Origin of the sequence: Pedobacter gandavensis (assembly GCF_032678745.1) — a bacterium.
GTDB lineage: Bacteria > Bacteroidota > Bacteroidia > Sphingobacteriales > Sphingobacteriaceae > Pedobacter > Pedobacter gandavensis_C.
The window spans coordinates 66,469-91,107 of sequence record NZ_JAVTST010000007.1 but is presented as its reverse complement, the minus strand read 5'-3'; the positions used below and the strand labels follow the sequence as shown (position 1 = coordinate 91,107).

General features: G+C 40.3%; 20 protein-coding genes and 1 tRNA gene. 7 read left to right on the top strand and 14 right to left on the bottom strand.

Going from position 1 to position 24,639, the window contains the following annotated elements:
• Positions 1-57 precede the first annotated feature (57 nt).
• From gcvP to R2S10_RS19765, 3 genes are all read right to left on the bottom strand, one after another.
• Complete coding sequence (gene gcvP, locus R2S10_RS19775; protein WP_316842143.1) at positions 58-2,937, bottom strand: aminomethyl-transferring glycine dehydrogenase; 2,880 nt, start codon at positions 2,935-2,937, stop codon at positions 58-60.
• 75 nt (positions 2,938-3,012) lie between these two features.
• A complete protein-coding gene (locus tag R2S10_RS19770; RefSeq protein WP_316842142.1) occupies positions 3,013-3,585 on the bottom strand; it encodes a hypothetical protein in 573 nt (190 codons plus the stop codon).
• 12 nt (positions 3,586-3,597) lie between these two features.
• Positions 3,598-4,317 carry a pyridoxine 5'-phosphate synthase gene (locus R2S10_RS19765; RefSeq protein WP_316842141.1) on the bottom strand — a complete coding sequence of 240 codons (720 nt, stop codon included), beginning with the start codon at positions 4,315-4,317 and terminating at the stop codon, positions 3,598-3,600.
• A gap of 69 nt (positions 4,318-4,386) precedes the next feature.
• Between R2S10_RS19765 and R2S10_RS19760 the strand changes: the two genes are divergently transcribed.
• A complete protein-coding gene (locus tag R2S10_RS19760; protein WP_316842140.1) occupies positions 4,387-5,967 on the top strand; it encodes a mechanosensitive ion channel family protein in 1,581 nt (526 codons plus the stop codon).
• Positions 5,968-6,085: 118 nt separating this feature from the next.
• Here R2S10_RS19760 and ahcY read toward each other — a convergent pair whose 3' ends face one another.
• From ahcY to R2S10_RS19740, 4 genes are all read right to left on the bottom strand, one after another.
• The gene (gene ahcY / locus R2S10_RS19755) at positions 6,086-7,402 is read right to left on the bottom strand and encodes an adenosylhomocysteinase (protein ID WP_316842139.1); all 1,317 of its coding nucleotides are present in this window, start codon (positions 7,400-7,402) and stop codon (positions 6,086-6,088) included.
• Positions 7,403-7,781: 379 nt separating this feature from the next.
• Positions 7,782-11,216: a pyruvate carboxylase gene (locus R2S10_RS19750; protein WP_316842138.1), complete on the bottom strand. Its 3,435-nt coding sequence runs from the start codon at positions 11,214-11,216 to the stop codon at positions 7,782-7,784.
• A gap of 184 nt (positions 11,217-11,400) precedes the next feature.
• Positions 11,401-11,826, bottom strand: a complete 426-nt coding sequence (locus R2S10_RS19745) for a hypothetical protein (protein WP_316842137.1) — start codon at positions 11,824-11,826, stop codon at positions 11,401-11,403.
• Positions 11,827-12,008: 182 nt separating this feature from the next.
• A tRNA-Asn gene (locus R2S10_RS19740) sits at positions 12,009-12,082 on the bottom strand.
• Positions 12,083-12,403: 321 nt separating this feature from the next.
• Here R2S10_RS19740 and R2S10_RS19735 point away from each other — a divergent pair.
• Positions 12,404-12,814 (top strand): BrxA/BrxB family bacilliredoxin, encoded by a 411-nt coding sequence (locus tag R2S10_RS19735; protein WP_316842136.1) that lies wholly within the window; start codon positions 12,404-12,406, stop codon positions 12,812-12,814.
• 105 nt (positions 12,815-12,919) lie between these two features.
• On the opposite strand, the gene cdaA is transcribed toward R2S10_RS19735, so the two are convergent.
• Together cdaA and folP are read right to left on the bottom strand one after the other, a co-directional pair.
• Positions 12,920-13,711, bottom strand: coding sequence for a diadenylate cyclase CdaA (gene cdaA / locus R2S10_RS19730; protein ID WP_265843151.1), 792 nt, complete (start codon positions 13,709-13,711; stop codon positions 12,920-12,922).
• Between the two features lie 27 nt (positions 13,712-13,738).
• Positions 13,739-14,596 (bottom strand): dihydropteroate synthase, encoded by an 858-nt coding sequence (gene folP, locus R2S10_RS19725; RefSeq protein WP_316842135.1) that lies wholly within the window; start codon positions 14,594-14,596, stop codon positions 13,739-13,741.
• Positions 14,597-14,652: 56 nt separating this feature from the next.
• Between folP and R2S10_RS19720 the strand changes: the two genes are divergently transcribed.
• From R2S10_RS19720 to R2S10_RS19705, 4 genes are read left to right on the top strand one after another with little or no spacing between them, the layout of a single operon-like run.
• Positions 14,653-15,195, top strand: coding sequence for a DUF1599 domain-containing protein (locus R2S10_RS19720; RefSeq protein WP_316842134.1), 543 nt, complete (start codon positions 14,653-14,655; stop codon positions 15,193-15,195).
• A complete protein-coding gene (locus R2S10_RS19715; RefSeq protein ID WP_316842133.1) occupies positions 15,195-16,346 on the top strand; it encodes a BT_3928 family protein in 1,152 nt (383 codons plus the stop codon). Before R2S10_RS19720 ends, R2S10_RS19715 begins: the two co-directional genes overlap by 1 nt.
• A gap of 3 nt (positions 16,347-16,349) precedes the next feature.
• Entirely contained in the window at positions 16,350-17,408 is a 1,059-nt protein-coding gene (locus R2S10_RS19710) for an ABC transporter permease (RefSeq protein WP_316842132.1), read from the top strand.
• Between the two features lie 2 nt (positions 17,409-17,410).
• Positions 17,411-17,917 (top strand): shikimate kinase, encoded by a 507-nt coding sequence (locus tag R2S10_RS19705; RefSeq protein WP_316842131.1) that lies wholly within the window; start codon positions 17,411-17,413, stop codon positions 17,915-17,917.
• Here R2S10_RS19705 and R2S10_RS19700 read toward each other — a convergent pair.
• Together R2S10_RS19700 and R2S10_RS19695 are read right to left on the bottom strand one after the other, a co-directional pair.
• Positions 17,914-18,312 (bottom strand): acyl-CoA thioesterase, encoded by a 399-nt coding sequence (locus R2S10_RS19700; protein WP_316842130.1) that lies wholly within the window; start codon positions 18,310-18,312, stop codon positions 17,914-17,916. The genes R2S10_RS19705 and R2S10_RS19700 overlap by 4 nt on opposite strands.
• Before the next feature lie 71 nt (positions 18,313-18,383).
• On the bottom strand, positions 18,384-18,833 hold the full coding sequence (locus tag R2S10_RS19695) for a DoxX family protein (protein WP_316842129.1): 450 nt from the start codon (positions 18,831-18,833) through the stop codon (positions 18,384-18,386).
• An 805-nt stretch (positions 18,834-19,638) separates the two neighbouring features.
• On the opposite strand from R2S10_RS19695, the gene R2S10_RS19690 reads away from it, so the two are divergent.
• On the top strand, positions 19,639-20,298 hold the full coding sequence (locus R2S10_RS19690) for a TetR/AcrR family transcriptional regulator (protein WP_316842128.1): 660 nt from the start codon (positions 19,639-19,641) through the stop codon (positions 20,296-20,298).
• On the opposite strand, the gene R2S10_RS19685 is transcribed toward R2S10_RS19690, so the two are convergent.
• From R2S10_RS19685 to dacB, 3 genes are all read right to left on the bottom strand, one after another.
• Positions 20,291-21,022 (bottom strand): tRNA pseudouridine synthase A, encoded by a 732-nt coding sequence (locus R2S10_RS19685; protein WP_316842127.1) that lies wholly within the window; start codon positions 21,020-21,022, stop codon positions 20,291-20,293. The two genes, R2S10_RS19690 and R2S10_RS19685, sit on opposite strands and share 8 nt — an antisense overlap.
• 73 nt (positions 21,023-21,095) lie before the next feature.
• Positions 21,096-23,048, bottom strand: a complete 1,953-nt coding sequence (locus R2S10_RS19680) for a beta-N-acetylhexosaminidase (protein ID WP_316842126.1) — start codon at positions 23,046-23,048, stop codon at positions 21,096-21,098.
• Positions 23,049-23,135: 87 nt separating this feature from the next.
• Positions 23,136-24,623, bottom strand: coding sequence for a D-alanyl-D-alanine carboxypeptidase/D-alanyl-D-alanine-endopeptidase (dacB, locus tag R2S10_RS19675; RefSeq protein ID WP_316842125.1), 1,488 nt, complete (start codon positions 24,621-24,623; stop codon positions 23,136-23,138).
• Between the last annotated feature and the right edge of the window lie 16 nt (positions 24,624-24,639).

Here is a 24,639-nt window from a genome sequence, read left to right as displayed (position 1 = left end):
CCTTTTATTACATTTAAGACCTAAATATATTAAAAGGTTTAACGGGACTAGTAAATTTTAAACAGTTTCTTCTTCCATATAGCTTTCAATCGGAGGGCAAGCGCATACCAATGACCTATCGCCAAAAGAATCGTTTACTCTACCTACAGAAGGCCAGAATTTGAAAGCAGCAACATAAGGAAGTGGGAAAGCAGCCGTTTGTCTGCTGTAACCATGATTCCATTCGTCAGCTGTTACAATTGTAGCAGTGTGTGGTGCATTTTTCAATGGGTTATCAGTTTTATCCAAATCACCATTTTCAACTGCAGTTACTTCTTTTCTGATGGCAATTAAAGCATCACAGAATCTGTCTAACTCATGTTTCGGCTCACTTTCAGTTGGCTCAACCATTAGCGTTCCTGCTACTGGGAAAGATACTGTTGGTGCGTGGAAACCATAATCCATTAAACGTTTCGCGATGTCAACTACTTCAATACCGAAGTTCTTGAAACCTCTGCAATCCAGGATCATTTCATGTGCACAACGACCATTTGCACCAGAGTACAATACTGGGTAATGTTTCTCTAAACGCGCTTTCATGTAGTTGGCGTTAAGAATTGCATTTTTCGTTGCATTCATCAATCCATCGCCACCCATCATTGCGATATACGCATGAGAGATTACTAAGATCGAGGCAGAACCCCAAGGAGCAGAAGATACTGCAGGGATAGATTTTTCTTTGTTGATATCTACCACAGCATGAGCAGGAAGGTAAGGAACCAAGTGTTTAGCAACACCGATTGGACCCATACCAGGACCACCACCACCGTGAGGGATACAGAAAGTTTTATGTAAGTTAAGGTGACAAACGTCAGCACCAATGTTACCTGGGCTGGTTAATCCTACCTGAGCATTCATGTTTGCGCCATCCATGTAAACTTGTCCGCCATTTTCATGGATGATGTTACAGATGTCGATGATGCTTTCCTCAAATACACCATGTGTAGATGGGTAAGTTACCATTAAGCAAGAAAGGTTTTCTTTGTTCTCTTCTGCTTTTAATTTTAAATCGGCAACGTCAATATTTCCGTTTTCCAGAGATTTAACGATGATGATTTTCATTCCAGCCATTGCTGCAGAAGCCGGGTTGGTTCCATGCGCCGAAGAAGGAATTAAAGCAACGTTACGGTGATGATCACCACGATCCTGGTGGTAAGCTCTGATCACCATTAGACCTGCATATTCACCTTGAGCACCAGAGTTTGGTTGTAAGCTCATTGCTGCAAATCCAGTGATTTCACTTAACCATCTATCAAGCTCATTGAATACCGAATAGTAACCCGCTACTTGATCTGCCGGAGCAAATGGGTGGATTCTACCGAATTCTGGCCAGGTTACAGGAATCATCTCTGTAGTTGCATTTAGTTTCATTGTACAAGAACCTAAAGCAATCATAGAGTGACAAAGAGAAAGATCTTTTGCCTCTAATGATTTAATGTAACGCAACATTTCATGCTCAGAATGGTGTGAATTAAATAGCGGGTGTGCTAAATAATCAGAAGTACGTTGTAATGCAGTTGGAATTACCGTTGCTGGATTTTCTTCAGACATTTCAACGCTATCAGCAGCAATACCTTTTACTTTAGCAAAGATTTTAACCAATAACTTCACATCTTCAAGGTCTGTAGTCTCATCTAAAGAGATGGTCACTACGCTACCATTGTAGTTTAAGTTGATCTCATTGTCGATACACTCTCTGTGGATAGAATCAACAAGGTTACCTAAATCTAACTGGATCGTATCGAAGTATGATTTATTCAATTGAGTATAACCCGCTTTTTCTAATGATTCAGCTAGAGTTACAGTCAATCCATGCGTACGTTCTGCAATCAGTTTCAATCCTTTTGGACCGTGGTAAACTGCGTAGAAACTCGCCATAATTGCCAATAAAGCTTGTGCAGTACAGATGTTGGAAGTCGCTTTATCTCTACGGATATGTTGTTCCCTGGTTTGCAAAGCCATACGTAATGCATAGTTGTTGTTGCTATCGATCGTTACCCCGATGATGCGTCCTGGAATGGAGCGTTTGTACTCATCTTTAGTTGCGAAATAAGCAGCATGTGGACCACCAAAGCCCATTGGTACACCAAAACGTTGGGTAGTACCTACCACTACATCAGCACCCCATTCACCTGGAGGCGTTAATAGCGTTAAGCTTAGAAGATCTGCAATTACAGTAACTTTTACATTTACACCATGTGCAGTTTTAGCGAATCCTGTATAATCGAAAACCTCACCATTACCAGCTGGGTATTGAATGATTGCACCGAAGAACTCTTCGTTAAGCGCAACAGTTTGGTGATCACCGATCACTAACTCAATTCCAAAAGGATTGGCACGGGTTTTTAAAATGTCAATAGTTTGTGGGAAGATCAACTCTGAAACGAAGAATTTCGTCGCTTTTGAGTTTTTACGCAAGCTGAATTGCATGAACATCGCTTCAGCAGCAGCAGTACCTTCATCCAATAGAGAAGCATTTGCGATTTCCATTCCAGTAAGGTCAATTACTAAAGTCTGGAAATTCAACAAGGCTTGTAAACGACCTTGTGCAATCTCTGCCTGGTAAGGCGTATATTGTGTATACCATCCTGGATTTTCCATCACGTTACGCAAGATCACTCCTGGCGTAGTCGTGTCGTAATATCCCTGACCGATATAAGACTTAAATACTTTGTTTAAGGAAGCAGTTTTCTTTAAGCTGCTCAGGTAATCCTTTTCAGATTTCGCCTTTGGCAGGTTTAATGGCTGTTTTAATCGGATCGATTGAGGAACCGTTTGTTCTATTAATTCGTCAACAGAACCCAAACCAAGGGTATCTAACATGGCATTGGTATCCTCTGTGTTAGGAGCAATGTGACGATCTTTAAAGTCTTCTTTGTAATGAATATTTAAGCTCATGAAATCTATATATAAAAAGTTCCGCAAAGGTAATAAAAAATACACTTAGCTCTAAGCGGAATTGATCATATATCGCTATTCTCCAACTAGTATCCAGCCGCTATCTTTTTTATACTTTAATTTATAAGATTTAGTGAGGTAGTTACTGGCTGTTCCCTTGTTTTTCAATAAGATAGCAAAGTCGCTAGGCTCCTTTTTTAAAGACACGGTAACACGGGCAACTTTTGAATCCCCTTTGATCATCGTGATTGGTTTTTCGGAATCCATAACATAGTCTAATGCACGAAGCGTAGCCTGAGCGGCATTCTGTTTCAAAATGTAAGGTTTGCTTTTGTCTGTTAAGGTAATTCTATAGGTGAAAACACTGTCTTTCGACAAGAATTTCTTTTTCTGATCCTGGAGGTCGAGTGTTACCCAGCCCTTTTCCTCCAGGCTCTTGTATTTTGTTAATTCTAACTTATCATTCTTACTCTTAAACCTGATTTCTCCAACTTCCATTTTTGCCTCTTCATAAACCGGATTTGTTTTCAGGTAGGTAGCAATTACATCTGTTGCTGTGCTTTCGTCTAAATTTTCAGCGGCACCTTTACAGCCTGCGATGAACAAAAGAAATAATGCGGAAATGCTGAGAAGATTAAGGTTTTTCATAAGATGGATAGGTTAATTTTGTAGTTGACGAAGGTACATTTGAATGGTATTCTCTAATCCAAGGTAAAGGGCATCGCTGATCAAGGCATGGCCGATACTTACTTCCAGTAATCCCGGGATATTTGCCGCGAAATATTGAAGATTTTGTAAGTCGAGGTCATGACCGGCATTGATGCCTAAGCCTAATGCATTTGCAGTTTCCGCAGCAGCGATATAGGGTTTAATGGCCTGTTCGCGGTTTTGCTGGTAATGACGGGCATAATCTTCCGTATACAGTTCAATGCGATCTGTGCCACTTTCTGCGGCTGCTTTCACCATTTCTTCTATTGGATCTACAAAGATAGAAACACGGATGCCTTGCGCTTGAAACAACTGCACCATTTCTTTCAGGTAGTCCTGGTGTTTGATGGTGTCCCAACCATGATTGGAAGTAATCTGTCCTTCTGTATCAGGGACCAGAGTTACCTGAGCAGGTTTATTGGCCAGTACCAAATCCACAAATTTCTGCTCTTTGCAATTGCCTTCAATGTTAAATTCTGTAGCAATTACGGATTTTAAATCGAACACATCCTGGTAACGAATATGTCTTTCGTCCGGACGCGGGTGTACCGTGATGCCCTCTGCTCCAAAGCGCTCACAATCCAGCGCCACCTTTACTAAATCCGGATTATTTCCCCCGCGACTGTTTCTTAACGTCGCAATTTTATTGATGTTTACAGATAAATTTGCCATGAGGTAAAAATAGCAGATTATTTCCTTATTTTGTTCTAAGCAATGCCCTAATTTCTTAAGCCATTTTCCATGAAGTTTCTTTTTACATTTCTATGCCTGTTGAGTTTACAAAGTCTGCTCTATGCACAGGAAACTAAGGTAGACCCCAAAGGCTATCCAGTTATCGCACATCTGGACACCCTGTTTTTTATCCAGAATCGTTTGGGCTCACTCTCTGCAAAGGAACGTGCCGAAAGGACTTCCGAAAAAGTAACCAAACTGGCCGACGACCTGTTATTTGTGCCAGATTCAGTGAAAATAGTCAAGGATTCGCTGGTGATGGATATTGCCTATAAAGGAGATATTTTGATGAGTTTATCTAAGCTGGATGCAGATTCGGTGAAGATGGATAAAGAAGTATTGGCAAAAACGTATCAGCAGATTATTGTCGATAATGTGATGGAGTATAAAAAGGAAACGGATGTGGTGGAGCTATTGAAACGTGCCGCATTGGGAATTCTGATTTTATTGGTACTTGGAGCTTGTCTGTTTTACCTGAACAAGTTTTTCAATCGGTTTCGCGGTTGGATCAGCAAAAAACTTCACCAAAAATTAAGTAAGCTGAGGATCAAAGATTATGAGCTGATCAATCGGAAAAATGAACTGGCACTGATCAATAAGGCCCTGCACCTGGTGAAATTTGTGCTGATGTTTTTATTGGTATACCTGACCTTACCGTTGGTATTCCGCCTGTTTCCATGGACAAAGCCTTTGGGTGATAATTTGATGAACTTTGTCCTCAATCCACTCAAAAATATCTTTTCATCCTTAATCAATTTCATTCCTAACCTGATCACCATCCTGGTCATTTTCTTCGTTTTTCATTATGTGAAAAAAGTGATTAGATTCCTGGCAGGCGAAATCGAATCAGAGAAATTAAAGATCAATGGCTTTTATCCGGATTGGGCAAAACCAACTTATAATATCATCAAGATTGTTTTAAATGCCTTTATGTTGGTGGTGATCTGGCCTTTTATTCCCGGCTCAAACTCCGAAATCTTTAAAGGAGTATCCGTGTTCTTAGGCTTATTGATTTCTTTTGGTTCTTCATCAGCTATCAGTAATGGGGTAGCAGGGATGGTGATTACCTATATGCGACCTTTCAAAGTAGGGGATGTGGTGAAAATTGGAGACATTACAGGTGCTGTGCAGGAAAAATCCTTATTGGTTACCAGATTAAAGACCATTAAAAATGAGATTATCACGATTCCTAACAGTGCAATCCTGAATGGGAATACAGTCAATTATACGAGTTTATGTGTGGCTGACGGATTGATTATTCATACCACACTTACTCTAGGCTATGATATTCCATGGACAAAAATCCATGAACTGTTGATCAATGCAGCATTGGCAACGGAAGGAGTGATCAAAGAAAAACAACCTTTTGTATTGCAAACCAGTTTGGATGATTGGTATGTTTCTTATCAGCTCAATGCCTATGTATCCAGACCGGATATCATGGCGGTGATCTATTCTGAGCTGCATAAAAATATCCACGAGGCTTTTGATGCGGCAGGAGTAGAAATCATGTCGCCACATTATCAAGCCATCAGAGATGGGAATGCCAGTACTTTGCCGCAAAAAGTAACACAAGAAACCTCCATTTAAGAAGAAACATGGAGGAAAGCTTTCTTTCCATAAAAAAAAGGGATGTTGTTCAAAAACAACATCCCTTTTATATTTTCAGTACTTAAGGGCTTTTAAGTCCCTTAAATAAAGTATTTACTTAGTATCTGTAAGCCTCAGGTTTGAATGGACCTTCTACAGGAACACCAATGTAATCTGCTTGGTGTTGATCTAAAACGTCTAGTTCTACACCGATTTTAGCTAAGTGTAAACGTGCTACTTTCTCATCAAGGTATTTAGGGAGCACATAAACTTTGTTCTCATAATTAGCTGTGTTAGTCCACAATTCTAATTGAGCTAAAGTTTGGTTAGTGAATGAGTTAGACATTACGAAACTTGGGTGGCCAGTAGCACAACCTAAGTTTACTAAACGTCCTTCAGCCAATAAGATGATATCTTTACCATCAATGGTATATTTATCAACCTGTGGTTTGATCTCAATTTTAGTATCACCATAGTTAGTGTTTAACCAGGCAACGTCGATCTCATTGTCAAAGTGACCAATGTTACAAACAATTGCTTTGTCTTTCATTGATTTGAAGTGTTCTGCACGAACGATATCACAGTTACCAGTAGTAGTAACGATAATGTCAGCTTCTTTAACTGCAGTAGCGAATTTCTTCACTTCATAACCTTCCATTGCCGCTTGTAATGCACAGATTGGATCAATTTCAGAAACAATCACACGTACACCTTGTGAGCTTAATGATTCCGCAGAACCTTTACCCACATCACCATAACCTGCAACAACAGCTACTTTACCAGCCATCATTACATCAGTTGCACGACGAATCGCATCAACTAATGACTCACGACAACCGTATTTATTATCGAATTTAGATTTAGTTACTGAATCGTTAACATTGATCGCAGGTAAATGTAATGTACCATTTTTCATGCGCTCATATAAACGGTGAACACCAGTAGTCGTTTCTTCAGAAAGACCTTTGATAGCCGCAATTAGCTCAGGGTATTTATCGAAAACCATGTTGGTTAAATCACCACCATCATCTAAGATCATGTTTAATGGCTGACGCTCTGGGCCAAAATGTAAAGTTTGCTCAATACACCAGTCGAAATCAACTTCATTTAGACCTTTCCAAGCGTAAACCTGAATTCCTGCAGCAGCAATCGCAGCAGCAGCGTGATCTTGTGTGGAGAAGATGTTACATGATGACCAGGTTACTTCTGCACCTAGTTCTACTAAAGTTTCGATCAAAACTGCAGTTTGGATCGTCATGTGTAAACATCCTGCGATGCGTGCACCTTTTAATGGTTTTGAAGGACCGAATTCTTCGCGTAATGACATTAGACCAGGCATTTCTGCTTCTGCTAATCCAATTTCTTTACGACCCCATTCCGCCAGTGAAATGTCCTTTACTTTATACGGGACATAAGTTGTCTCTACTGATGACATATTTCTATATTTAAGTGATTAAATGCGAACTTTTACCCTTTTTAACAGCTGGACTGTAGCTTTACGTGGTCCTTTTTGTAAACAGGCTAATTATGCGACAAAATTACACAATAGTTTGGCCAAAATCAAAGGCTTCAACTCTAAAGAATTAGAATGAGTATAATATAACGCTGGAATGGCAATGGGAGCAGGGATATTCCTGATACTGAGCAGGAGAAGAGACTAGTTTCTAGTTAGAGTTGCCAAGGGGTTCAGTAGGGGTTGGTATAGGGTTTGGGTACTTAGACCCTATACCAACCCCTACTGAACCCTAACTGAACCCGTACCGAACCCTATCGGAACCTAGGATTCAGGCCAACTAGATCCAGGGATCATTTGATTAAATCTCAAGTACCAAGTCGTCTGTGTTGACAATACTGCCTTCAGTTAATACTACAGCCTTCACTACGCCGTCTTCTAATGCCGTAATGTTAGATTCCATTTTCATGGCCTCAATCATAAATAAGGCTTGGTTTTTCTTCACCACATCGCCGGCTTTAACAAAAACTTTTGACAGTAAGCCTTGTAATGGAGAACCAATATGTGTAGGATTCAGCTTGTCTACTTTGCGGTTTTCCGTTTTTGTAACCTCGATAGATTTATCCAGAATTTCAATATTCCGGGTTTGGCCATTTAGTTTAAAGAATACGGTACGCATGCCTATATCATCCGCCGGACCAATAGAGAGCAAACGGATCAGCAAAGTTTTTCCTTTGGCAATTTCTAGTGTGGTTTCCTCTCCGGGCTTCATGCCATAAAAGAAATAAGGACTTGGAATTACAGAAACATCGCCATAAAGTCTGAAAAACTTGATGGCCTCTGCAGTTACTTTAGGATAAAATTTGTAAGCCAGGTACATGGTGTAACTTAAATCACTGCCGAAATCATGCTTAAATGTTTCGAACTCGGCCTCTAAATTCAGGGCTTCCAGATGCTTGTTTGGCCTGTCGGTAAATGGCGTTTTTCCTTTCAGCAGAATGCGTTGTAAGGCTTCGGGGAAGCCTCCTGTTGGTTGGCCAATTTCACCCATAAAAAAGGAAACTACGGATTCCGGAAAAGCAAGTTGCGTCCCTCTGGCAAAAACATCTTCAGGGCTGATGTCGTTGGCCACCATAAATTGGGCCATGTCGCCTACTACTTTGGAGCTAGGCGTTACCTTTACAATATCTCCAAATAAGGTGTTTACCTCTGCATACCGCTGCTTGATGAGCTCAAATTTATCACCTAAACCCAGTGCTATGACTTGCGGTTTGAGGTTCGAATATTGTCCTCCAGGGATTTCATGTTCATATACTTCAGCAGAGCTTGCTTTTAATCCAGATTCAAATGGGTAGTAATATTCCCTCACAGTTTCCCAATAATTTGAATAGGCATTTAAGGATTTGATATCATAAGGGTTTTCCCGTTCGTGAAAGCGCATCATTTCTACGATAGAATTGAAATTCGGTTGTGAGGTGCTGCCGGATAAAGCAGCCAGAGCGCAGTCGATTACGTCAACTCCTGCCTCAATAGCCATCAGATAGGTGGCGGGTTGCAGAGAGGAGGTATCGTGAGTATGTAAATGAATCGGTATTTTTACCGTATCCTTAAGGGCTTCAATTAAAATTTTGGCAGCGTATGGTTTTAATAAACCGGACATGTCTTTGACACCCAGAATATGACTTCCCGCGTTTTCCAGATCTTTGGCCAGCTTTAAATAGTATTCCAGGTTATATTTACTGCGTTTTGGATCAAGAATATCGCCTGTATAACAAAGTGAGCCTTCTGCCAGACCATTGGTTTTTTTTCGGACCATTTCAATACAAGGGGCAATATTTTCCATCCAGTTTAGAGAATCGAAGATTCTGAAAAGATCGACTCCCTTTTCCCAGCTTTTCTCTACAAAAGACTCAATCAGGTTGTCTGGGTAAGCCGCGTAGCCAACACCATTACAGCCACGGATGAGCATTTGAATTAGGATATTGGGCATTGCAGCACGTAGTTTTTCCAGTCGACGCCATGGGTCTTCATGTAAAAAACGCAGACAAACATCAAAGGTTGCCCCGCCCCAGGCTTCCATACTAAAGGTTTGAGGATGATGCTTAGCAAAGCCCTCCGCTACTTTGAGCATGTCGTAGGTCCGCATTCTGGTGGCCAGTAAGGATTGGTGTGCATCCCTGAAAGTGGTATCGGTATAGTGTATTTTCTTTTCTGATTTAAGCCATTTTGAGAATTCTTCCGGCCCAAGTTCCCTTAACAGGTCTTTAGTCCCCTTAGGATATTCTTGTATGGCCAGGCTTGGAATTATTGGTTTTTCCAGTCGTTTATTTTCGTCTATTTCCAGCACATCAGGGTTGCCATTTACAGAGACCTCACCCAGATAGGTCAATATACGGGTTCCCCGATCTAGCCCTTTTTTAGATTCAAATAGTTCCGGGTGTTCTTGTATGAAGTTTACTGTTGCTCTTCCCTGGATAAAGATAGGCTGACTGATCAGGCTTTCCAGAAATTCAACATTGTTTTTTACCCCACGAATCCTGAATTCTCTTAATGCTCGGTGCATTTTCCTTGCGGCATCTTCTAAAGTGCGGCCACTTGTGCTCACTTTTACCAACATAGAATCAAAAAATGGACTGATTTTCATACCTGGATAAGTGCTGCCTTCATCTAACCTAATGCCAAAGCCGGTTGCATTTCTATACGTAATCAGCGTTCCATAATCGGGTTTGAAATTATCTGCAGGATCTTCTGTAGTGATACGGCATTGCATGGCAAATCCATTACAAGTGATGCTTTCCTGATTTTTAATGCCCAATTCTTCGTCGGATAGGTGGTAGCCATCTGCGATAAACAACTGGGTTTTGATCAGGTCGATGCCCGTAATCATTTCTGTAACGGTATGCTCTACCTGAATTCTAGGGTTTACCTCAATAAAATAAATAGCTTCCTGTTCATCAATTAAGAATTCTACCGTCCCTACATTGTTGTATTTTACGGCCTTTGCGATGGAGATTGCATAGTGGTAAAGCTGGTCTTTGGTTTGCTGAGTTAAGTTTAAGGCAGGCGCAACTTCTACAACTTTTTGAAAACGGCGCTGGACAGAGCAGTCGCGTTCAAAGAGGTGCAGCACTTCAGCATAGTTATCAGCTACGATTTGCACCTCTATATGCCTTGGCCGGTTGATAAATTTCTCAAGAAATACGGTGTCATCACCAAAAGCGTTTTTCGCTTCACTGCGCGCTTCAGAGAAGTTTCTTTTAAGCTGCTCTTCGTTATGTGCGATGCGCATTCCCCGGCCACCACCCCCAAAAGCAGCTTTTATCATTAATGGATATCCAATCCGATTGGCTTCAGATAAGGCTTTTTCGATCGTGTCTAGCGATATTTCACTGCTTTCTATGATGGGTAAGCCAGCTGTTTTAGCTACCTTTTTTGCAGTCACTTTATCTCCCAATGCAGCCATCACATCGGGTCGGGGGCCGATAAATACTATGCCGTTAGCCAAACATTGGCTGGCAAATTCTTCGTTTTCCGATAAAAAACCATATCCCGGATGAATGGCATCTGCCCCGCAATGTTTTGCCATGGCAATGATGCCATTGATGTCTAGGTATGGTTTTAAAGGTTCATGGTCTGAGCCGATCTGATAAGCTTCATCAGCTTTGTACCTGTGAAGAGAGTACCTGTCTTCATAAGTGTAAATAGCCACAGTCTGGATATTTAGCTCACTGCATGCCCGCTCAATACGAATTGCGATTTCACCGCGATTGGCAATCAACACTTTCTTGATGTTCATAGTTTGGTTGTAGATTAATATAAAAATATTACATTCTTATTGAATTAATCCTATCCAAATCATTTTATTATCAGTCAATTATATTGTAAAAATTACACTATCTGCTGCGGTTTTGACCTTCTTTTCTTGGCTAAGCTTTGGGCTGTGCTGGTTTTATGGGAGGCAAGGAGGGGTATGGAATAAATTATTTCATTGCTTCTCGCCTGATGGTTGTCGCAACCTGAAGTTCAAGGTAGATAAGTCCAAAAATAATGGCTATTTCGATCAAAAAGTAACTAACTCCGATAGGGCTAAGTAGGGGGTAATAGATGAATAAAAGTGCCATTGTCAAAATACAATAAAGTGAGTTGGCAATACTTGTTGCGATGATGAATGGTGTCCAATACGCTTTTAAGAACAAAAAACAGATGGCTGAAAAGCTGCATAAAAAAGCAACGATAATGGAAAGGTAAGTCAATACAGTTTGAGGCATTCCAAAATATTCATAGAAATTTCTCAATACCACAAACAGAAAAAATACAGTAAGTATTGCCCCTAGGCTGTCTATCAAGAATATCTTTCTTGGATTTCCTGCTAACTGATTTATATAGTTTCTAACTATACCGGCCATAAAATTGTTTTATAAACTAATGTAAGCAATATTATTGCTTTACATTTTTTTTGCTTGGTGATAAGTTTTGGGCTTGATCCGTCATTTTAGCATTTGGAGATGCCAGATTTTTTGGATTTTCTTGATTTTTTTGGGCTAAAAAAGAAGGGCAAGCGACCGTTTAAACGTGCTTGCCCTTTATGCTCCCGAGACTGGGCTCGAACCAGTGACCCTCTGATTAACAGTCAGATGCTCTAACCAGCTGAGCTACTCGGGAATCCTTCGATTAAGAGGTTATTCTTGTTTTTGAAAACTTAAATAATTCCCTTTTTTTCGGTGTGCAATATTAGGAGTTTTTCCCCGATTATAAAAGCACTAGGGCAAGTTTTTTTAAGATTTTAAATTAAGCCCCTAATTTAGTGCGAATTAAAATTCAATTTTTATTTTCTGAAAACCGTCGAAACAGGGTTGGAGACGATTAAATGGATAAAATCAAAGTAATTTAAAGGTAAAATCAGGGCCAGAAGCTAGGTATTTCTTTGATGCTACTACCCGTTGCTGTACATTTGTATGGATTAACGAATAAAAAATAGAAAATATGTATCCTGAATATTTAGTAGAACCAATGCGTGCTGAACTTACTAAAGTAGGTTTTGAAGAGATGAAAACTGCAGCAGATGTAGACAGTGCCATCACCGCTGAAGGTACCGTGTTTGTAGTAGTAAACTCTGTTTGTGGTTGTGCAGCAGCAAATGCTCGTCCAGCAGCAAGATTAGCAGCAGCAAATGAAAAACATCCTGATAAATTGATTACCGTTTTTGCAGGTATGGAAAAAGAAGCAGTGGATAGAGCTAGAGGTTATATGATGCCTTTCCCTCCATCTTCTCCATCTATGGCTTTATTCAAAGATGGTAAATTGGTTCATATGATTGAACGTCACCAAATCGAAGGCAAACCAGCACAAATGATCGCTGATAGCTTAATCGGTGCTTTTGAGCAATACTGCTAATCGCTATTATATAGTAGGCGATAAAAAATATAATAAAAAGGGGCTGGCTTCATTGAAACCAGCCCCTTTTCTTTTACAGTGTTTTTATTCCTGCTCTGTCAGGTCCTAAAAATCCTTATTCAGTAATTTCTCCAGCTCTCCAAAAGATACATTCATTCGGACCCTTCCTTGTTTTGCATAGGCAATTTCTCCGGTTTCCTCAGAAATGATAACCGCTACCGCATCAGTTGTCTCTGATACTCCAATCCCTGCTCTATGGCGTAAGCCAAATTGCGGTGGAAGCTTGTCGTTGTCCGTTAAAGGCAAGATACAACTGGCACTTTTGATCTTATTCTCTGCAATAACTACCGCTCCATCGTGCAGCGGACTATATTTTTGAAAAATACTCTCTAGAAGTCTTTTCGATATTTTAGAATCTATAATTTCACAACTGTTGGCGAAAAGCTGATCGTCATAAAATTTCACAAACACAATTAAGGCACCTGTCCGTGATTTTTTCATGCTTTTACAAGCGTCAATGATGGGTTTGATGCGGACTAAATTGTCTCTTTCGATATTTTTACTGCCGAAAAGATATCCCCACCATGCTTTATTCTGTTGTAGGAAGGTATTTTTCCCAATCAATAAGAGGAAACGCCGGATCTCCGGCTGAAAGATCACAATCAAGGCAATAATCCCCACACTCATGAACTTATTGATAATGGTTGATAGCAACCTCATGTTGAGCTGCTCTACCGCAAACCAGATGATCAGAATGATCAACATCCCCAGTAGCAAGTTTACCGCCAGCGTATTCTTAATCAGGTTATAGATATAATAGATCAGGAGCGCGACAAATATAATGTCTACCACATCCGTTAATGATACCCTTAAAAAATCGAAATCAAATCCTTTCATTATGCCCAAGTTAGGTATTTTTTGATATTAATGCGATCTGGTCTTTTCAACCAGGGCAATACACTCTGCCGCAGCTTTTACATCATGTACCCTAAGGATTCCTGCACCTTTCATTAAGGCAATCGTATTCAGAATAGAAGTTCCGTTTAAGGCTTGCTGTGGATCATTCCCTAAAAAATTATAGATCATCGATTTTCTGGAAAACCCTACCAGTAATGGCAGCTCGAAAATATCAAGGTCTTGTAGCTGGTTCAGTAATTGGTAATTTTCATCAGTTGTTTTCGCAAAACCAAACCCCGGATCCAGGATAATGTCTTTTACGCCTAACTTTTTTAGTCTGGCGATTTTATCAGAAAAATAATCAATCAGGTCTAATGCGATATTCGAATAACCAGTTTGTTGTTGCATGTTTTGTGGCGTTCCTCTCATGTGCATCAGGATATAAGGAACCTGTAAATCTGCTACGGTCTGGAACATGGCCTCATCTAATTCTCCTCCAGAAATATCATTGATCAGATGCGCTCCGGCTTCCACACTTTCTTTCGCCACTTTGGCGCGGAAAGTATCAATAGAAAGCCAGGCCTCCGGGAATTCTTTACTGATGATTTCTACTATAGGCACCATCCGTTTCAGCTCTTCCTCCGTACTCACTTCCGCAGCACCGGGGCGTGAAGAATAAGCACCAATGTCTATGAACTTAGCCCCTTCATTTAGAAAGGCTTCCGTACGCCTTAAGGCATCATCTGCAGTGTCAATTCTGCTATTATTGTAAAATGAATCCGGAGTAAGGTTGAGGATTCCCATCACTGTAGGCTTGCTGATGTCAACAAGCTTGCCTCGTAGGTTTAGTGTGGTTTTTGGGTTTAAAAATGTATCTTTAGCCATCGTATAAAACAAAAATACGGTATTTAAATAGCTTTAAACTAAATATTTTAATTGTTTTGGCAACAAACACATCTCAAGAATTCGATTCAGTAATTGCGGTTTGTAAATCGCTTTTTATAAAGAAAACAAAGGACTATGGAACAGCATGGCGCATACTTAGGCCATCCTCCATTACCGACCAGATTTTTATCAAGGCACAGCGCATCCGTACCCTGGAAGAAAAAAAAGTATCCATGGTAGATGAAGGCATTATTCCGGAATATATTGGCATCATCAATTATTGTGTAATGGGCATGCTTCAGCTGGAATTAAGCGCGGAAGATACTTACGATTTGCCACTAGAGCAGGTCGAGCAACTTTATGATGAAAAAGTAACACTTACCAAAGAATTGATGTTCGCTAAAAATCATGATTATGGCGAAGCATGGAGAGATTTACGCATCAGCTCCTTAACCGACCTGATCCTGATGAAAATTTTAAGAGTAAAACAGATTGAAGATAATTCCGGTAAAACATTGGCCTCAGAAGGGGTGGATGCCAATTATCAGGATATGCTCAATTATTCGGTTTTTGCATTGATTAAACTTGGAGTAAAATAATGAAGAAAATTGCCCTGAATTTTGCCAGAATATTTGTTGGTGTCCTTTTTATCTTTTCCGGACTGATTAAAGCGAATGACCCATTGGGCTTCGGTTATAAGCTGCAGGAATATTTTGAAGTATTTCACCTGCCTTTTTTAACTGGCATCGCCACCGGAATTGCCATCTTACTTTGTGTAATGGAAATTGTGCTTGGTGCATTGCTACTCTTTGGCTTTTGGGCTAAAAAGGTCACTTCTGGCTTATTAGTAGTGATTGTTTTTTTTACTTTCCTGACTTTCGTATCCGCAGCCTTTAAAGTAGTGACCTCTTGTGGTTGCTTTGGAGATGCAATCCCTTTAACACCATGGCAGTCTTTCTCTAAGGATCTAGTGCTATTGGTATTGATCGTTTACCTTTTCATCCATAAGGATTTAATCTGCCCTATCACCACTAACCGTAGCTGGCAAAGTGCTTCCCTGGCCATTGTCCTATGTGCTTCGCTGCTGTTTAGCCAGTATACTTACAGCAGATTGCCAATCCTGGATTTTCTGCCTTATAAAGTAGGTGCAAACATTCCGGCACTCATGGCAACACCTCCGGGAGCAGAACCTGATGAATTCCTGATCATGTACAACATGAGCAATAAGAAAACAAAGGAGAAAAAGGTGATGAGCGATAAGGATTACCTGAAAACGGAGATCTGGAAAGATGAAAACTGGGAGATTGTAGGTACACCCGAAAAGAAACTGATCAAAAAAGGTTACGAACCTAAAATTAAAGATTTGCTGATCAGCGATGCTTCCGGTACAGATTATACCAAAGAACTGATCGAAAATCCTTATTATAACCTGGTTTATGTAGCCTATAACCTAAAAGATACCGATGAAGAGGGGATGGGCAGATTAAACGCCCTGGCCTTAAATGCCGCAGAACAATTTAACATTAGAACGGTTTTGCTAACCTCAAATTCCGCACAGGATGCACAGGCTTTTAGTAAGAAAATGAAGCTGTTTACAGAAGTTTTTTATGCAGACGCAGTTCCTTTAAAGAGTATGGTTAGGGCTAATCCAGGGGTGTTATTATTGAAAAACGGTGTCGTTATTGACAAGTGGCACTACAATGCGATACCTTCTTTTGAAGTGCTTTCCGAAAAATATTTTAGTAAATAAAAGATGCTGTACTACGCCCTCAAGAAGTTTTTCTACGGACTGGCGGTCATGCTGGGCGTATTGAGTGTGGTATTTTTGTTGTTTAATGTATTACCGGGCGATCCAGCCAGAATGACAATGGGGCAACGCTCCGATGTGCAGTCACTGGAAGCCGTCCGTAAAGAATTTGGCCTGGATAAATCCAGGCCAGTTCAGTTTTTTCTATACCTGAACGACCTCTCTCCAATTAGCATTCATGAACAGACTGCCGAAAATAAAGCAAAGTATCACTATGTGAAATTGCTGGCCATTGGAAATGAAGTAGTCGTATTAAAATGGCCTTATCTACGCAGGTCTTATCAAACCAAAAGAGAAGTAACCACCATATTAAAAGAAACGGTTCCGAATACTTTCGTACTCGCTTTATCAGCTATGATTTTTGCCACCATTACCGGTGTTTTTCTAGGGGTAGTTTCTGCAGTACATAAGGATACCTGGATCGATAAAGCGGCAAATACATTTGCCATTCTGGGAATTTCTGCCCCTTCATTTTTTGCTGGAATCATTATCGCATGGCTTTTTGGCTTTGTATGGAGCGATTATACCGGCCTAAATATGTCCGGTAGCCTATATAGCTACGATCCTTTTAAGGGTGAAGTCATGACCCTGAAAAATCTTTGGCTGCCAATGCTGACCCTCGGTTTAAGACCCCTGGCGATTATCGTGCAGTTAACGCGTAGCGCAATGCTCGATGTACTGGCTCAGGATTATATCAGAACAGCCAAAGCAAAAGGTTTGAGCAGAAATGCGATCATTTATAAACATGCGCTTAAAAATGCTTTAAACCCAGTCATAACAGCTATTTCCGGTTGGTTTGCAGGTTTATTGGCGGGTTCGTTTTTTGTAGAATATATTTTTGGATACAATGGATTAGGAAGAACTACAGTCACCGCACTCGAAATGTCAGATTTTCCAGTGGTAATGGGCGCAATTCTTTTTATTGCCTTTATATTTGTAGTGATCAATATTCTGGTAGACTTATTATATGCCGCAATTGATCCTAGAGTTAAACTTGCTGAATAAAAATGAAAATATTTCTGATTGGATTTATGGGTTGTGGTAAAAGTACGTTAGGTAGAAAACTGGCGACTAAACTGGGTTATGATTTTATTGACTTGGATCACCAGATTGAAATGCTCGCAGGGATGCCTATAGGGGAGTATTTCGCCGCTAACGGAGAACCTGCCTTCAGAATTTTTGAAAGTAAAACGTTAAAAGAATTCAACTATCCGGACAATTGCGTTGTGGCAACCGGTGGTGGTGCACCTTGTTATTTTGACAATATGCAATGGATTAATGAAAATGGACTTTCCATCTATATAGAAATGCCCCCAACTGCTTTGGCGAAACGCCTGGAGAGTGGAAAGGATAAACGCCCATTGTTAAAAGATATGAATGAAGTAGAGCTCATCGCCTTTATCAGCCATAAATTGGAAGAACGTAATCCTTTCTATTTGCAAGCTAGTCAGGTGGTAAGTGGCATCAGCCTTACGCCAGATGCCTTAAGGGTATTGGTATTATCTGATGTTTAAAGGTCTTCTTTTTCAAATTGTTCCTCGATATATTTAATATGGGTTCTGCCGTGTGGAGCCGGATTACCATCTTCATCTACATTTACAAACACCATTTTATCAATGGTAAGGATGCTTTTTCTGGTGATCTTATTCCGCACTTCACAACGCATGGTTAATGAGGTATGTCCGAAATCCGTAGCCGTAATCCCCATCTCTATGATATCCCCCTGTTTTGCAGAACTGACAAAGTTGATCTCCGAAATGTATTTAGTCACCACTCTAGGATTGCCCAATTGTACAATCGCATAAATTGCCGCCTCTTCGTCGATCCAACGGAGCAAGCTCCCGCCAAACAAAGTCCCGTTAGGATTTAGATCTTCTGGTTTTACCCATTTTCTAGTATGAAAATTCATAAGCCTTATTTTGTTCAAAATTAATCATTTAAGACTCGATGAATCTCAGAACGGTGTCAAAGATTGTTATTTTACCATTGTGGTTTTTTCTTCATTTGATAGTCTACAGAAAATGGTCCTGAGCCAATTACCCAGAATAAGATCAATAACATCAATACGATGATGGAAAGCCATAATTCTGAGTTTAGAAATGAGAAGCCCCTGGATAGGTTAACGAAAAATACTGCGCCCAGTAGAATTGGAATCTGAATGACTACTGCAAATCTGGTGAGTAGGCCCAGCACAATCAATAGGCCGCCTACCAAATGGACAAACCCAATAATATGTACCAGCAAACTCGCCATCATCCCCGAAAAACTGTACACACTATTTTGTAAGAGTAAATCCTGTAAGGCTGCTGTATTGCTCACAATCGCAATACCCTTACCAAATATCAATAGCCCTAAGACAATTCGAACCGCGTCCAGCCATTTGGCATGATGCAAGTCCCCCCAGTGTTCAATCCGTTGAATAACAGTCATGATATACCTCCTTGTTTTAAACAATTTGCTACTTGAAGTTAAGCAGAATAAACAAGATTATCAAGGAGTTTTTTGGTTAATTTACTGTTGTTCAGTTGTTTATTTCTGATCTAAAAAGATCCGACAGATAAATGAAAATCAAATGACACTTTCTGTTCTAAAACTGTGTTTTTACCTGAATTTTGTTTTTTTATTACTTTATTTTATTTTAATCAATTGATATACAGCGACTAAATTCGGTTAAAATAATTTTCCATGTCACCACTTCGATAGGTTTTGTAGTTTATATTTGCCATGTATGAATTAAAATATAATCCCCTATTATCTTGAGATTCTAATACAATAATCAACGTTCTCAATTATTTGTTGATTTACCGCTTTGCATTTATGCGTTATCGCAAAACGGGTTATTAGAACGCATGTTAATAACATTCAATATGTCCCCCCTATATTGAATTATCCCCCTTCATGGCATTCGGTAGGAATGCCATGAAGTTTGTTTTTTCTTTTTATATCTATCTATGATCTATTTATTCCAAATTAATTATTAATATACACTAATGAAAATCAGTCATTTGATGCTGCAGAGCGTGTTTTTGCGGAATTTAACTTGCAGCTTTAACTAAATAAATAATTTATTATTATTATTTTTCCAAAGAATTCAAAGTGATTTTAAATAAAATTCCTTTTTATTGCATGGTTTTTGTGTTTGAGCCTAATATTTATTTATTGCATTAAAATTTTCTTCTACACCATTCGTTTTAGCTATTTTCCATTTTGTCCTTTATAAGAATTCCTCATTATTATGGTAAACAAAGAACCCACAGAAGCAATTAAAAGCCGTTTATTGACGGAACGTAAGCTGATTGATGCAGTTGGTGCGATAATAAAGGCCAAAGGTTATCGTGCATTGGGCGTCAATGAAATCGCCAGAGAAGCAAAAGTCAGTAAGAAACTAATCTATAGGTATTTTGAAAATGTAGACCGACTAATCGAAACCTATGTGATCGAAAAAGACTACTGGCTGTCCTATAAAAAAACTATCTCCAATGATATTGAAGGGATCAATAAAAAAAGTGCCTTGATTGACACGATTTCCTCTCTCCTTGAAAAACAATTTGAATATTTCTGGAATGAAGAAGAAATGCAAAAGATCATTCTATGGGAGATTTCTGAAAGAACGGTCTTACTGGATAGCGTATGTAAGGTACGGGCAGAACAGGGAGATGTATTGCTGGAAATGTCAGATCCTTATTTCAAAAATTCGCCTGTTAGCCTAAGAGGAGTGTCAGCCCTGTTGGTTTCCGGAATTTATTATATGGTGCTCCATGCCAAGAAAAATGACAGTACCATCTGCGGACTGGATATCAATTCGGCAGCAGGAAGAGCCGAAGTTCAAAGGTCCATCCGACACATCATCGAATGGGCATTTCAGGCAGGGAAAACGAAAAATAAGACTACCTAAAAGTCTCAAATTGCGGTTGTAGAATGGCCGAAAAGGTCGTTCTCGGTGGAAGGTTCAGGTATGGGTAGGTGACCTTCGACAAATATAACCCTTGAGGATGCGCAGGGGTAATCAGTTTTGGTGTTTCTTTACTGATCAAGTAATGCTCAAATTCGTCAATACTCAACTCTCCCTTTCCGATTTTCAATAATTGTCCCATAATTATCCGGATCATCTTCCCTAAAAAGCGATTAGAAGAGATTTGAAAGCGTAAACGGTCTCCACTGCTGTCTACGGTTAACCCAGCCGACATCACATTGCAGATCGTATGCTCGTACTTATCCGGACTAGTGCAAAATGCCCGGTAATCTTTGTAAAGCGGCAATAAAGCTGCAGCTTGTTTCATTTGATCAAAACGGAGATCTGGTAATAGGTAATACGAACTTAGCCCATTTAAAAAAGGACTTTTATAGGTATGGATAAAATAATCATAGCAACGTTGTACGGCATCAAAACGGGCATGGGGTAAACCTTCCATAGGAATGATGTCAAAAATAGCAATGCTGCCAGGTAACAATTTGTTTAACCGGAACATCAGGTCGAAATCCCAGGCTTGCTCAATGTCCATATGAAAAAAGAACTGACTGGCATGAACATGCGCGTCGGTACGGCCACAGCCATTAATAAATACCGGTGTTTTCAGAATTTGTGTCAGCGCATTTTCTATAACGCCCTGTATGTTCATTACCCCTGGTTGCTTTTGCCATCCATTAAAATGAAGGCCATGGTAGCCTATGTGTACGAAATACCTCAATGTCTTATCTTCTTGCTCTCTTGTTTAACTCTTCTATTGGCATATTCATCATTCTTCCAATTGGCTGTTTGCCCCTGTAAGTAATCACTCTTAACATCTTTGCGTCTTTTGGTGGCGTAAGTTTTTCTGTATACTTCGGATAAAAACGATCCGGAAATGAGTTGTCAAAACTGTAATAGATATCCAGTCCTGAGACCTCTGTGCTCAACTCAATAACCAGCTGCTTATCAGGAGATCTGCTCACTTTAAATATCGGATCATATACACTAGGTGCATATTTGGTCTCCGCAATATCCAGCCTTTGAAAATGCTGCTCCACTCTTCCAAAAAAGTTTTCCCAGTTTTTCTTTTCTTTAGGAGACCATACCGATTCGGCAATGGCCATTCCTCTTGGCCAGGTCATGTATTCCGCCTGACGGATATTAGTCACCTGTTCTGTCCAAAGGTTGGCTTGTCCGCCTTTAATGTATTTTGGATCTACACCGGCAGGAATTGGGTCAAATTCATAAGCTTTGCTCAAACGTAGGGAGGCATACACCCTTGGTTCCGTAATCTGATCAGCCTGCATGTAATCCAGATAGGCATAAGTACTTGGACTCATCACGACATCATGCTGCTTCATGGCCGCATCAATACCATATTTCATACCCCTCCAGCTCATTACTGCTGCAGATGGAGATAAATCTCCATCCATGATCTCATCCCAGCCCATGAATTTTTTGCCTTTAGATTCTATAATTCCTTGTACACGTTTCTCAAAATATCCCTGTACCTGATGCATATTTTTTAATCCCTCTTTTTGCATCAATGCTTTAATCGCATCGCTTTTCTGCCAGAAGTTAAATGGAGCTTCATCTCCACCCATGTGGATATATTCGAACGGGAAGAGTGCCGCGACCTGTGTAATCACTGTATCTAGGAAACTATATACTTTTTCATTTGCCGGACAAAGGGTGTTGTCTACCAATGCCGTCGGTGGCGCTCCTCTGGACCAATCCATGATTCTTTCGCCAGAGCGCACACGGTAGTTTTCCGCTCCTGGAGTACAGGAAAGCTCCGGATAAGACGCAATGGTGGCCAAACTATGTCCAGGGACATCAATCTCAGGCATGATGTTGACAAATCGATCCTGGGCATATTGAATGAGTTCTTTTAAATCTTCCTGGGTATAAAAACCGCCATATGTACGAGGTTCATCTGGTGTAGGAGGGATGAAATTCCCAAATTCTCCGGTTTTCTTCACACTCCATGCTCCAACTTCGGTTAGTTTTGGATAACCTTTGATCTCTATTCTCCAGCCTTCATCATCGGTAAGGTGTAAATGAAGGAGGTTATATTTGTAGCGAACCATGGCATTGATGTATTGTTTTACCTCTTCTTTAGTAAAGAAATGGCGCGCTACATCTAGCATTAAGCCTCTCCAGCCCACACGTGGGTAATCTGTGATTTCTACACATGGAGCTGACCAACGAATATTTGATACTGCTTCTTTACTTTCTATTTCTTTTGGGAAAAGTTGTACCAGACTTTGTGCCCCATAATATAATCCTGCCGATTTATTTGCCCTGATCAGAATCTGATTGGGTTTAATTGTCAATTGATATCCTTCGTTTCCTAAAAGAGGATTTTGCTTGTCGTTTAGAATTAACCTGATTTGGGCATGGTCACCGGTATGTCCGCTTACGATGGATACGTAACTTCCCGTAGGAATGGATAGTCGTTCCTGTAAAAAACTGGAAACCTGTTTGATTTCTGGATTTGCCGGCGACTGGATCGTTACATTTTGAGGTAAAATGAAATGTCCATTTTGTTTAATCACAGAAACGGGTTCTGGAATGATAGCAATTTCGCTAGGAAGGAGGTTTGAGGTAACAGGCCCGGTAATATTTAGAGGAGCCTGACTAAAACCAGCAGCGCTGATCAGACTGCAAAATGCAAACAGGAGTAATCTTTTCATAGCAAGGGTAACCAGATTTTGAGGTATTTTAAAGTCTAAAAACTGCCGCAATTTATCAATAAAAAGGCATATAATATGGCGATGGTGCTATTTTAGCGCATCAAGTACCTTGAATAACTTCTTGTTAATACCCGATCCATTGTAGTTGTTGATGTTGATGACGATGATATATTTGTTGCCCGATTTATCGGTATGGTAGCCGGCATAAGCAGATACATCAGCAATGCTGCCGCTTTTAAGCTTCATGCCATTGTTGTCAGGCAAGGATTTATAGAACTCAGGGAACCAACTTTCTTTTTGTGATTGGAAAAGGATTTCAGCCATTGCCATTGGCGTTACTCTGGTTGCAGGTGATAGTCCGCTGCCGTCTGTAATGTTCAGTGCATGTCTGTCCAATCCTTTTGCCGCCCAGAAATTGATTTCTGTTTGTGCCCCATTGGCAGTAGTTGGTAGTTTCCCGGATTTCCATGCCAGCGTTTTTAAGAGGTGTTCCCCATATAGATTGACGCTTTTTTTATTGAACCAATAAACGATCTCTGACAAAGTAGGAGAGCTGATGGTAATGAGTTTTTGCTGAATTGCGGGTAAGGCTTGTTGATCTGCAGCCATTAATCTTGCTGTGCTGGGCAGAAATTGTGTAGAGATGCCAATACGTTTCAAAGTGTCTTGTAGACGATATGCGGCATCAAAAGCAGGGTTAGGTACAGCAGTAGAAACACCAGGTTTGGAAATTCCTAATGCCCAGGTTCCGCGAAGATAAGCCAGATTGCCGTCGGGAGGTAGGTAAGAATAAGCATGATCTCCGCTACCTTCAGCTCCCGCTTTTAATTCGTTCACAATCTTTAGGTAAGGCATTTCCGGAACTACTTTTAAGATTGATACCGGTTGATCAGCAGTGGTATTGGCTTTCAAGTGGATGTCGAACTGGTTTTCGCGCCAGCTGAGCGCTGAAGCACCAGCCCCATAATAATTGCCTATGTCTTGCCAGATCCAGCCATCTGGTGTACTCTGACTACCCCAGATGCTATCATCTCCAATAATTTTACCTTCAATTTTTTTAATTCCTGCACGCTGAATAGCATTGACCCATTGTTGCAGAATGTAATTTTCTTTCGTGTTTTGGTAACGCCAGGAACCCAATGTCGGATCTCCGCCGCCAACAATGATGAGGTCGCCTTGTAAAGTGCCATCCGTGCTAATGTTGCCACTGTAAGCAAGGGTAGTCTGGTATTGAAAATCTTTGCCCAGCATACTGAATGCCGTTGCAGAGGTAATGGTTTTTAGAGTAGAAGCGGTAGCCAGCCCCAGCTCTTCATTCTTGCCTAGCAACAACTTTCCTGTGTTCGCATCCAATACGCATAATCCAATGATCGCATGTTTTGCCTGGCTATCGTCCTTTAGCACCTGATAAGCCTGGTCCAGCTTCTCTATTGGGCTTTGCGCATTAGCAAGCTGTTGTAAAAAGATCAGGGATAACAGGGCAATTTTTCTGACAATATTCATGAAAAGGTAATTAGAAGATAAAAAGGTATTAACGAAAAAATGAGGTACAGATTGCCTTTTATAGCGTTCCATACCTCAATGATTTTTA

Excerpts from the sequence above, each read along its gene's own strand:
- R2S10_RS19750 (WP_316842138.1), bottom strand. The coding sequence starts at position 11,216 with ATGAACATCAAGAAAGTGTTGATTGCCAATCGCGGTGAAATCGCAATT.
- R2S10_RS19685 (WP_316842127.1), bottom strand. The coding sequence starts at position 21,022 with ATGAACATACAGGGCGTTATAGAAAATGCGCTGACACAAATTCTGAAA.
- R2S10_RS19715 (WP_316842133.1), top strand. The coding sequence starts at position 15,195 with ATGAAGAAAATTGCCCTGAATTTTGCCAGAATATTTGTTGGTGTCCTT.
- dacB (WP_316842125.1), bottom strand. The coding sequence starts at position 24,623 with ATGGAACGCTATAAAAGGCAATCTGTACCTCATTTTTTCGTTAATACC.
- R2S10_RS19735 (WP_316842136.1), top strand. The coding sequence starts at position 12,404 with ATGTATCCTGAATATTTAGTAGAACCAATGCGTGCTGAACTTACTAAA.
- R2S10_RS19770 (WP_316842142.1), bottom strand. The coding sequence starts at position 3,585 with ATGAAAAACCTTAATCTTCTCAGCATTTCCGCATTATTTCTTTTGTTC.
- folP (WP_316842135.1), bottom strand. The coding sequence starts at position 14,596 with ATGGCTAAAGATACATTTTTAAACCCAAAAACCACACTAAACCTACGA.
- R2S10_RS19690 (WP_316842128.1), top strand. The coding sequence starts at position 19,639 with ATGGTAAACAAAGAACCCACAGAAGCAATTAAAAGCCGTTTATTGACG.
- R2S10_RS19695 (WP_316842129.1), bottom strand. The coding sequence starts at position 18,833 with ATGACTGTTATTCAACGGATTGAACACTGGGGGGACTTGCATCATGCC.
- R2S10_RS19680 (WP_316842126.1), bottom strand. The coding sequence starts at position 23,048 with ATGAAAAGATTACTCCTGTTTGCATTTTGCAGTCTGATCAGCGCTGCT.
- R2S10_RS19745 (WP_316842137.1), bottom strand. The coding sequence starts at position 11,826 with ATGGCCGGTATAGTTAGAAACTATATAAATCAGTTAGCAGGAAATCCA.
- R2S10_RS19705 (WP_316842131.1), top strand. The coding sequence starts at position 17,411 with ATGAAAATATTTCTGATTGGATTTATGGGTTGTGGTAAAAGTACGTTA.
- ahcY (WP_316842139.1), bottom strand. The coding sequence starts at position 7,402 with ATGTCATCAGTAGAGACAACTTATGTCCCGTATAAAGTAAAGGACATT.
- R2S10_RS19760 (WP_316842140.1), top strand. The coding sequence starts at position 4,387 with ATGAAGTTTCTTTTTACATTTCTATGCCTGTTGAGTTTACAAAGTCTG.
- gcvP (WP_316842143.1), bottom strand. The coding sequence starts at position 2,937 with ATGAGCTTAAATATTCATTACAAAGAAGACTTTAAAGATCGTCACATT.
- cdaA (WP_265843151.1), bottom strand. The coding sequence starts at position 13,711 with ATGAAAGGATTTGATTTCGATTTTTTAAGGGTATCATTAACGGATGTG.
- R2S10_RS19765 (WP_316842141.1), bottom strand. The coding sequence starts at position 4,317 with ATGGCAAATTTATCTGTAAACATCAATAAAATTGCGACGTTAAGAAAC.
- R2S10_RS19710 (WP_316842132.1), top strand. The coding sequence starts at position 16,350 with ATGCTGTACTACGCCCTCAAGAAGTTTTTCTACGGACTGGCGGTCATG.
- R2S10_RS19700 (WP_316842130.1), bottom strand. The coding sequence starts at position 18,312 with ATGAATTTTCATACTAGAAAATGGGTAAAACCAGAAGATCTAAATCCT.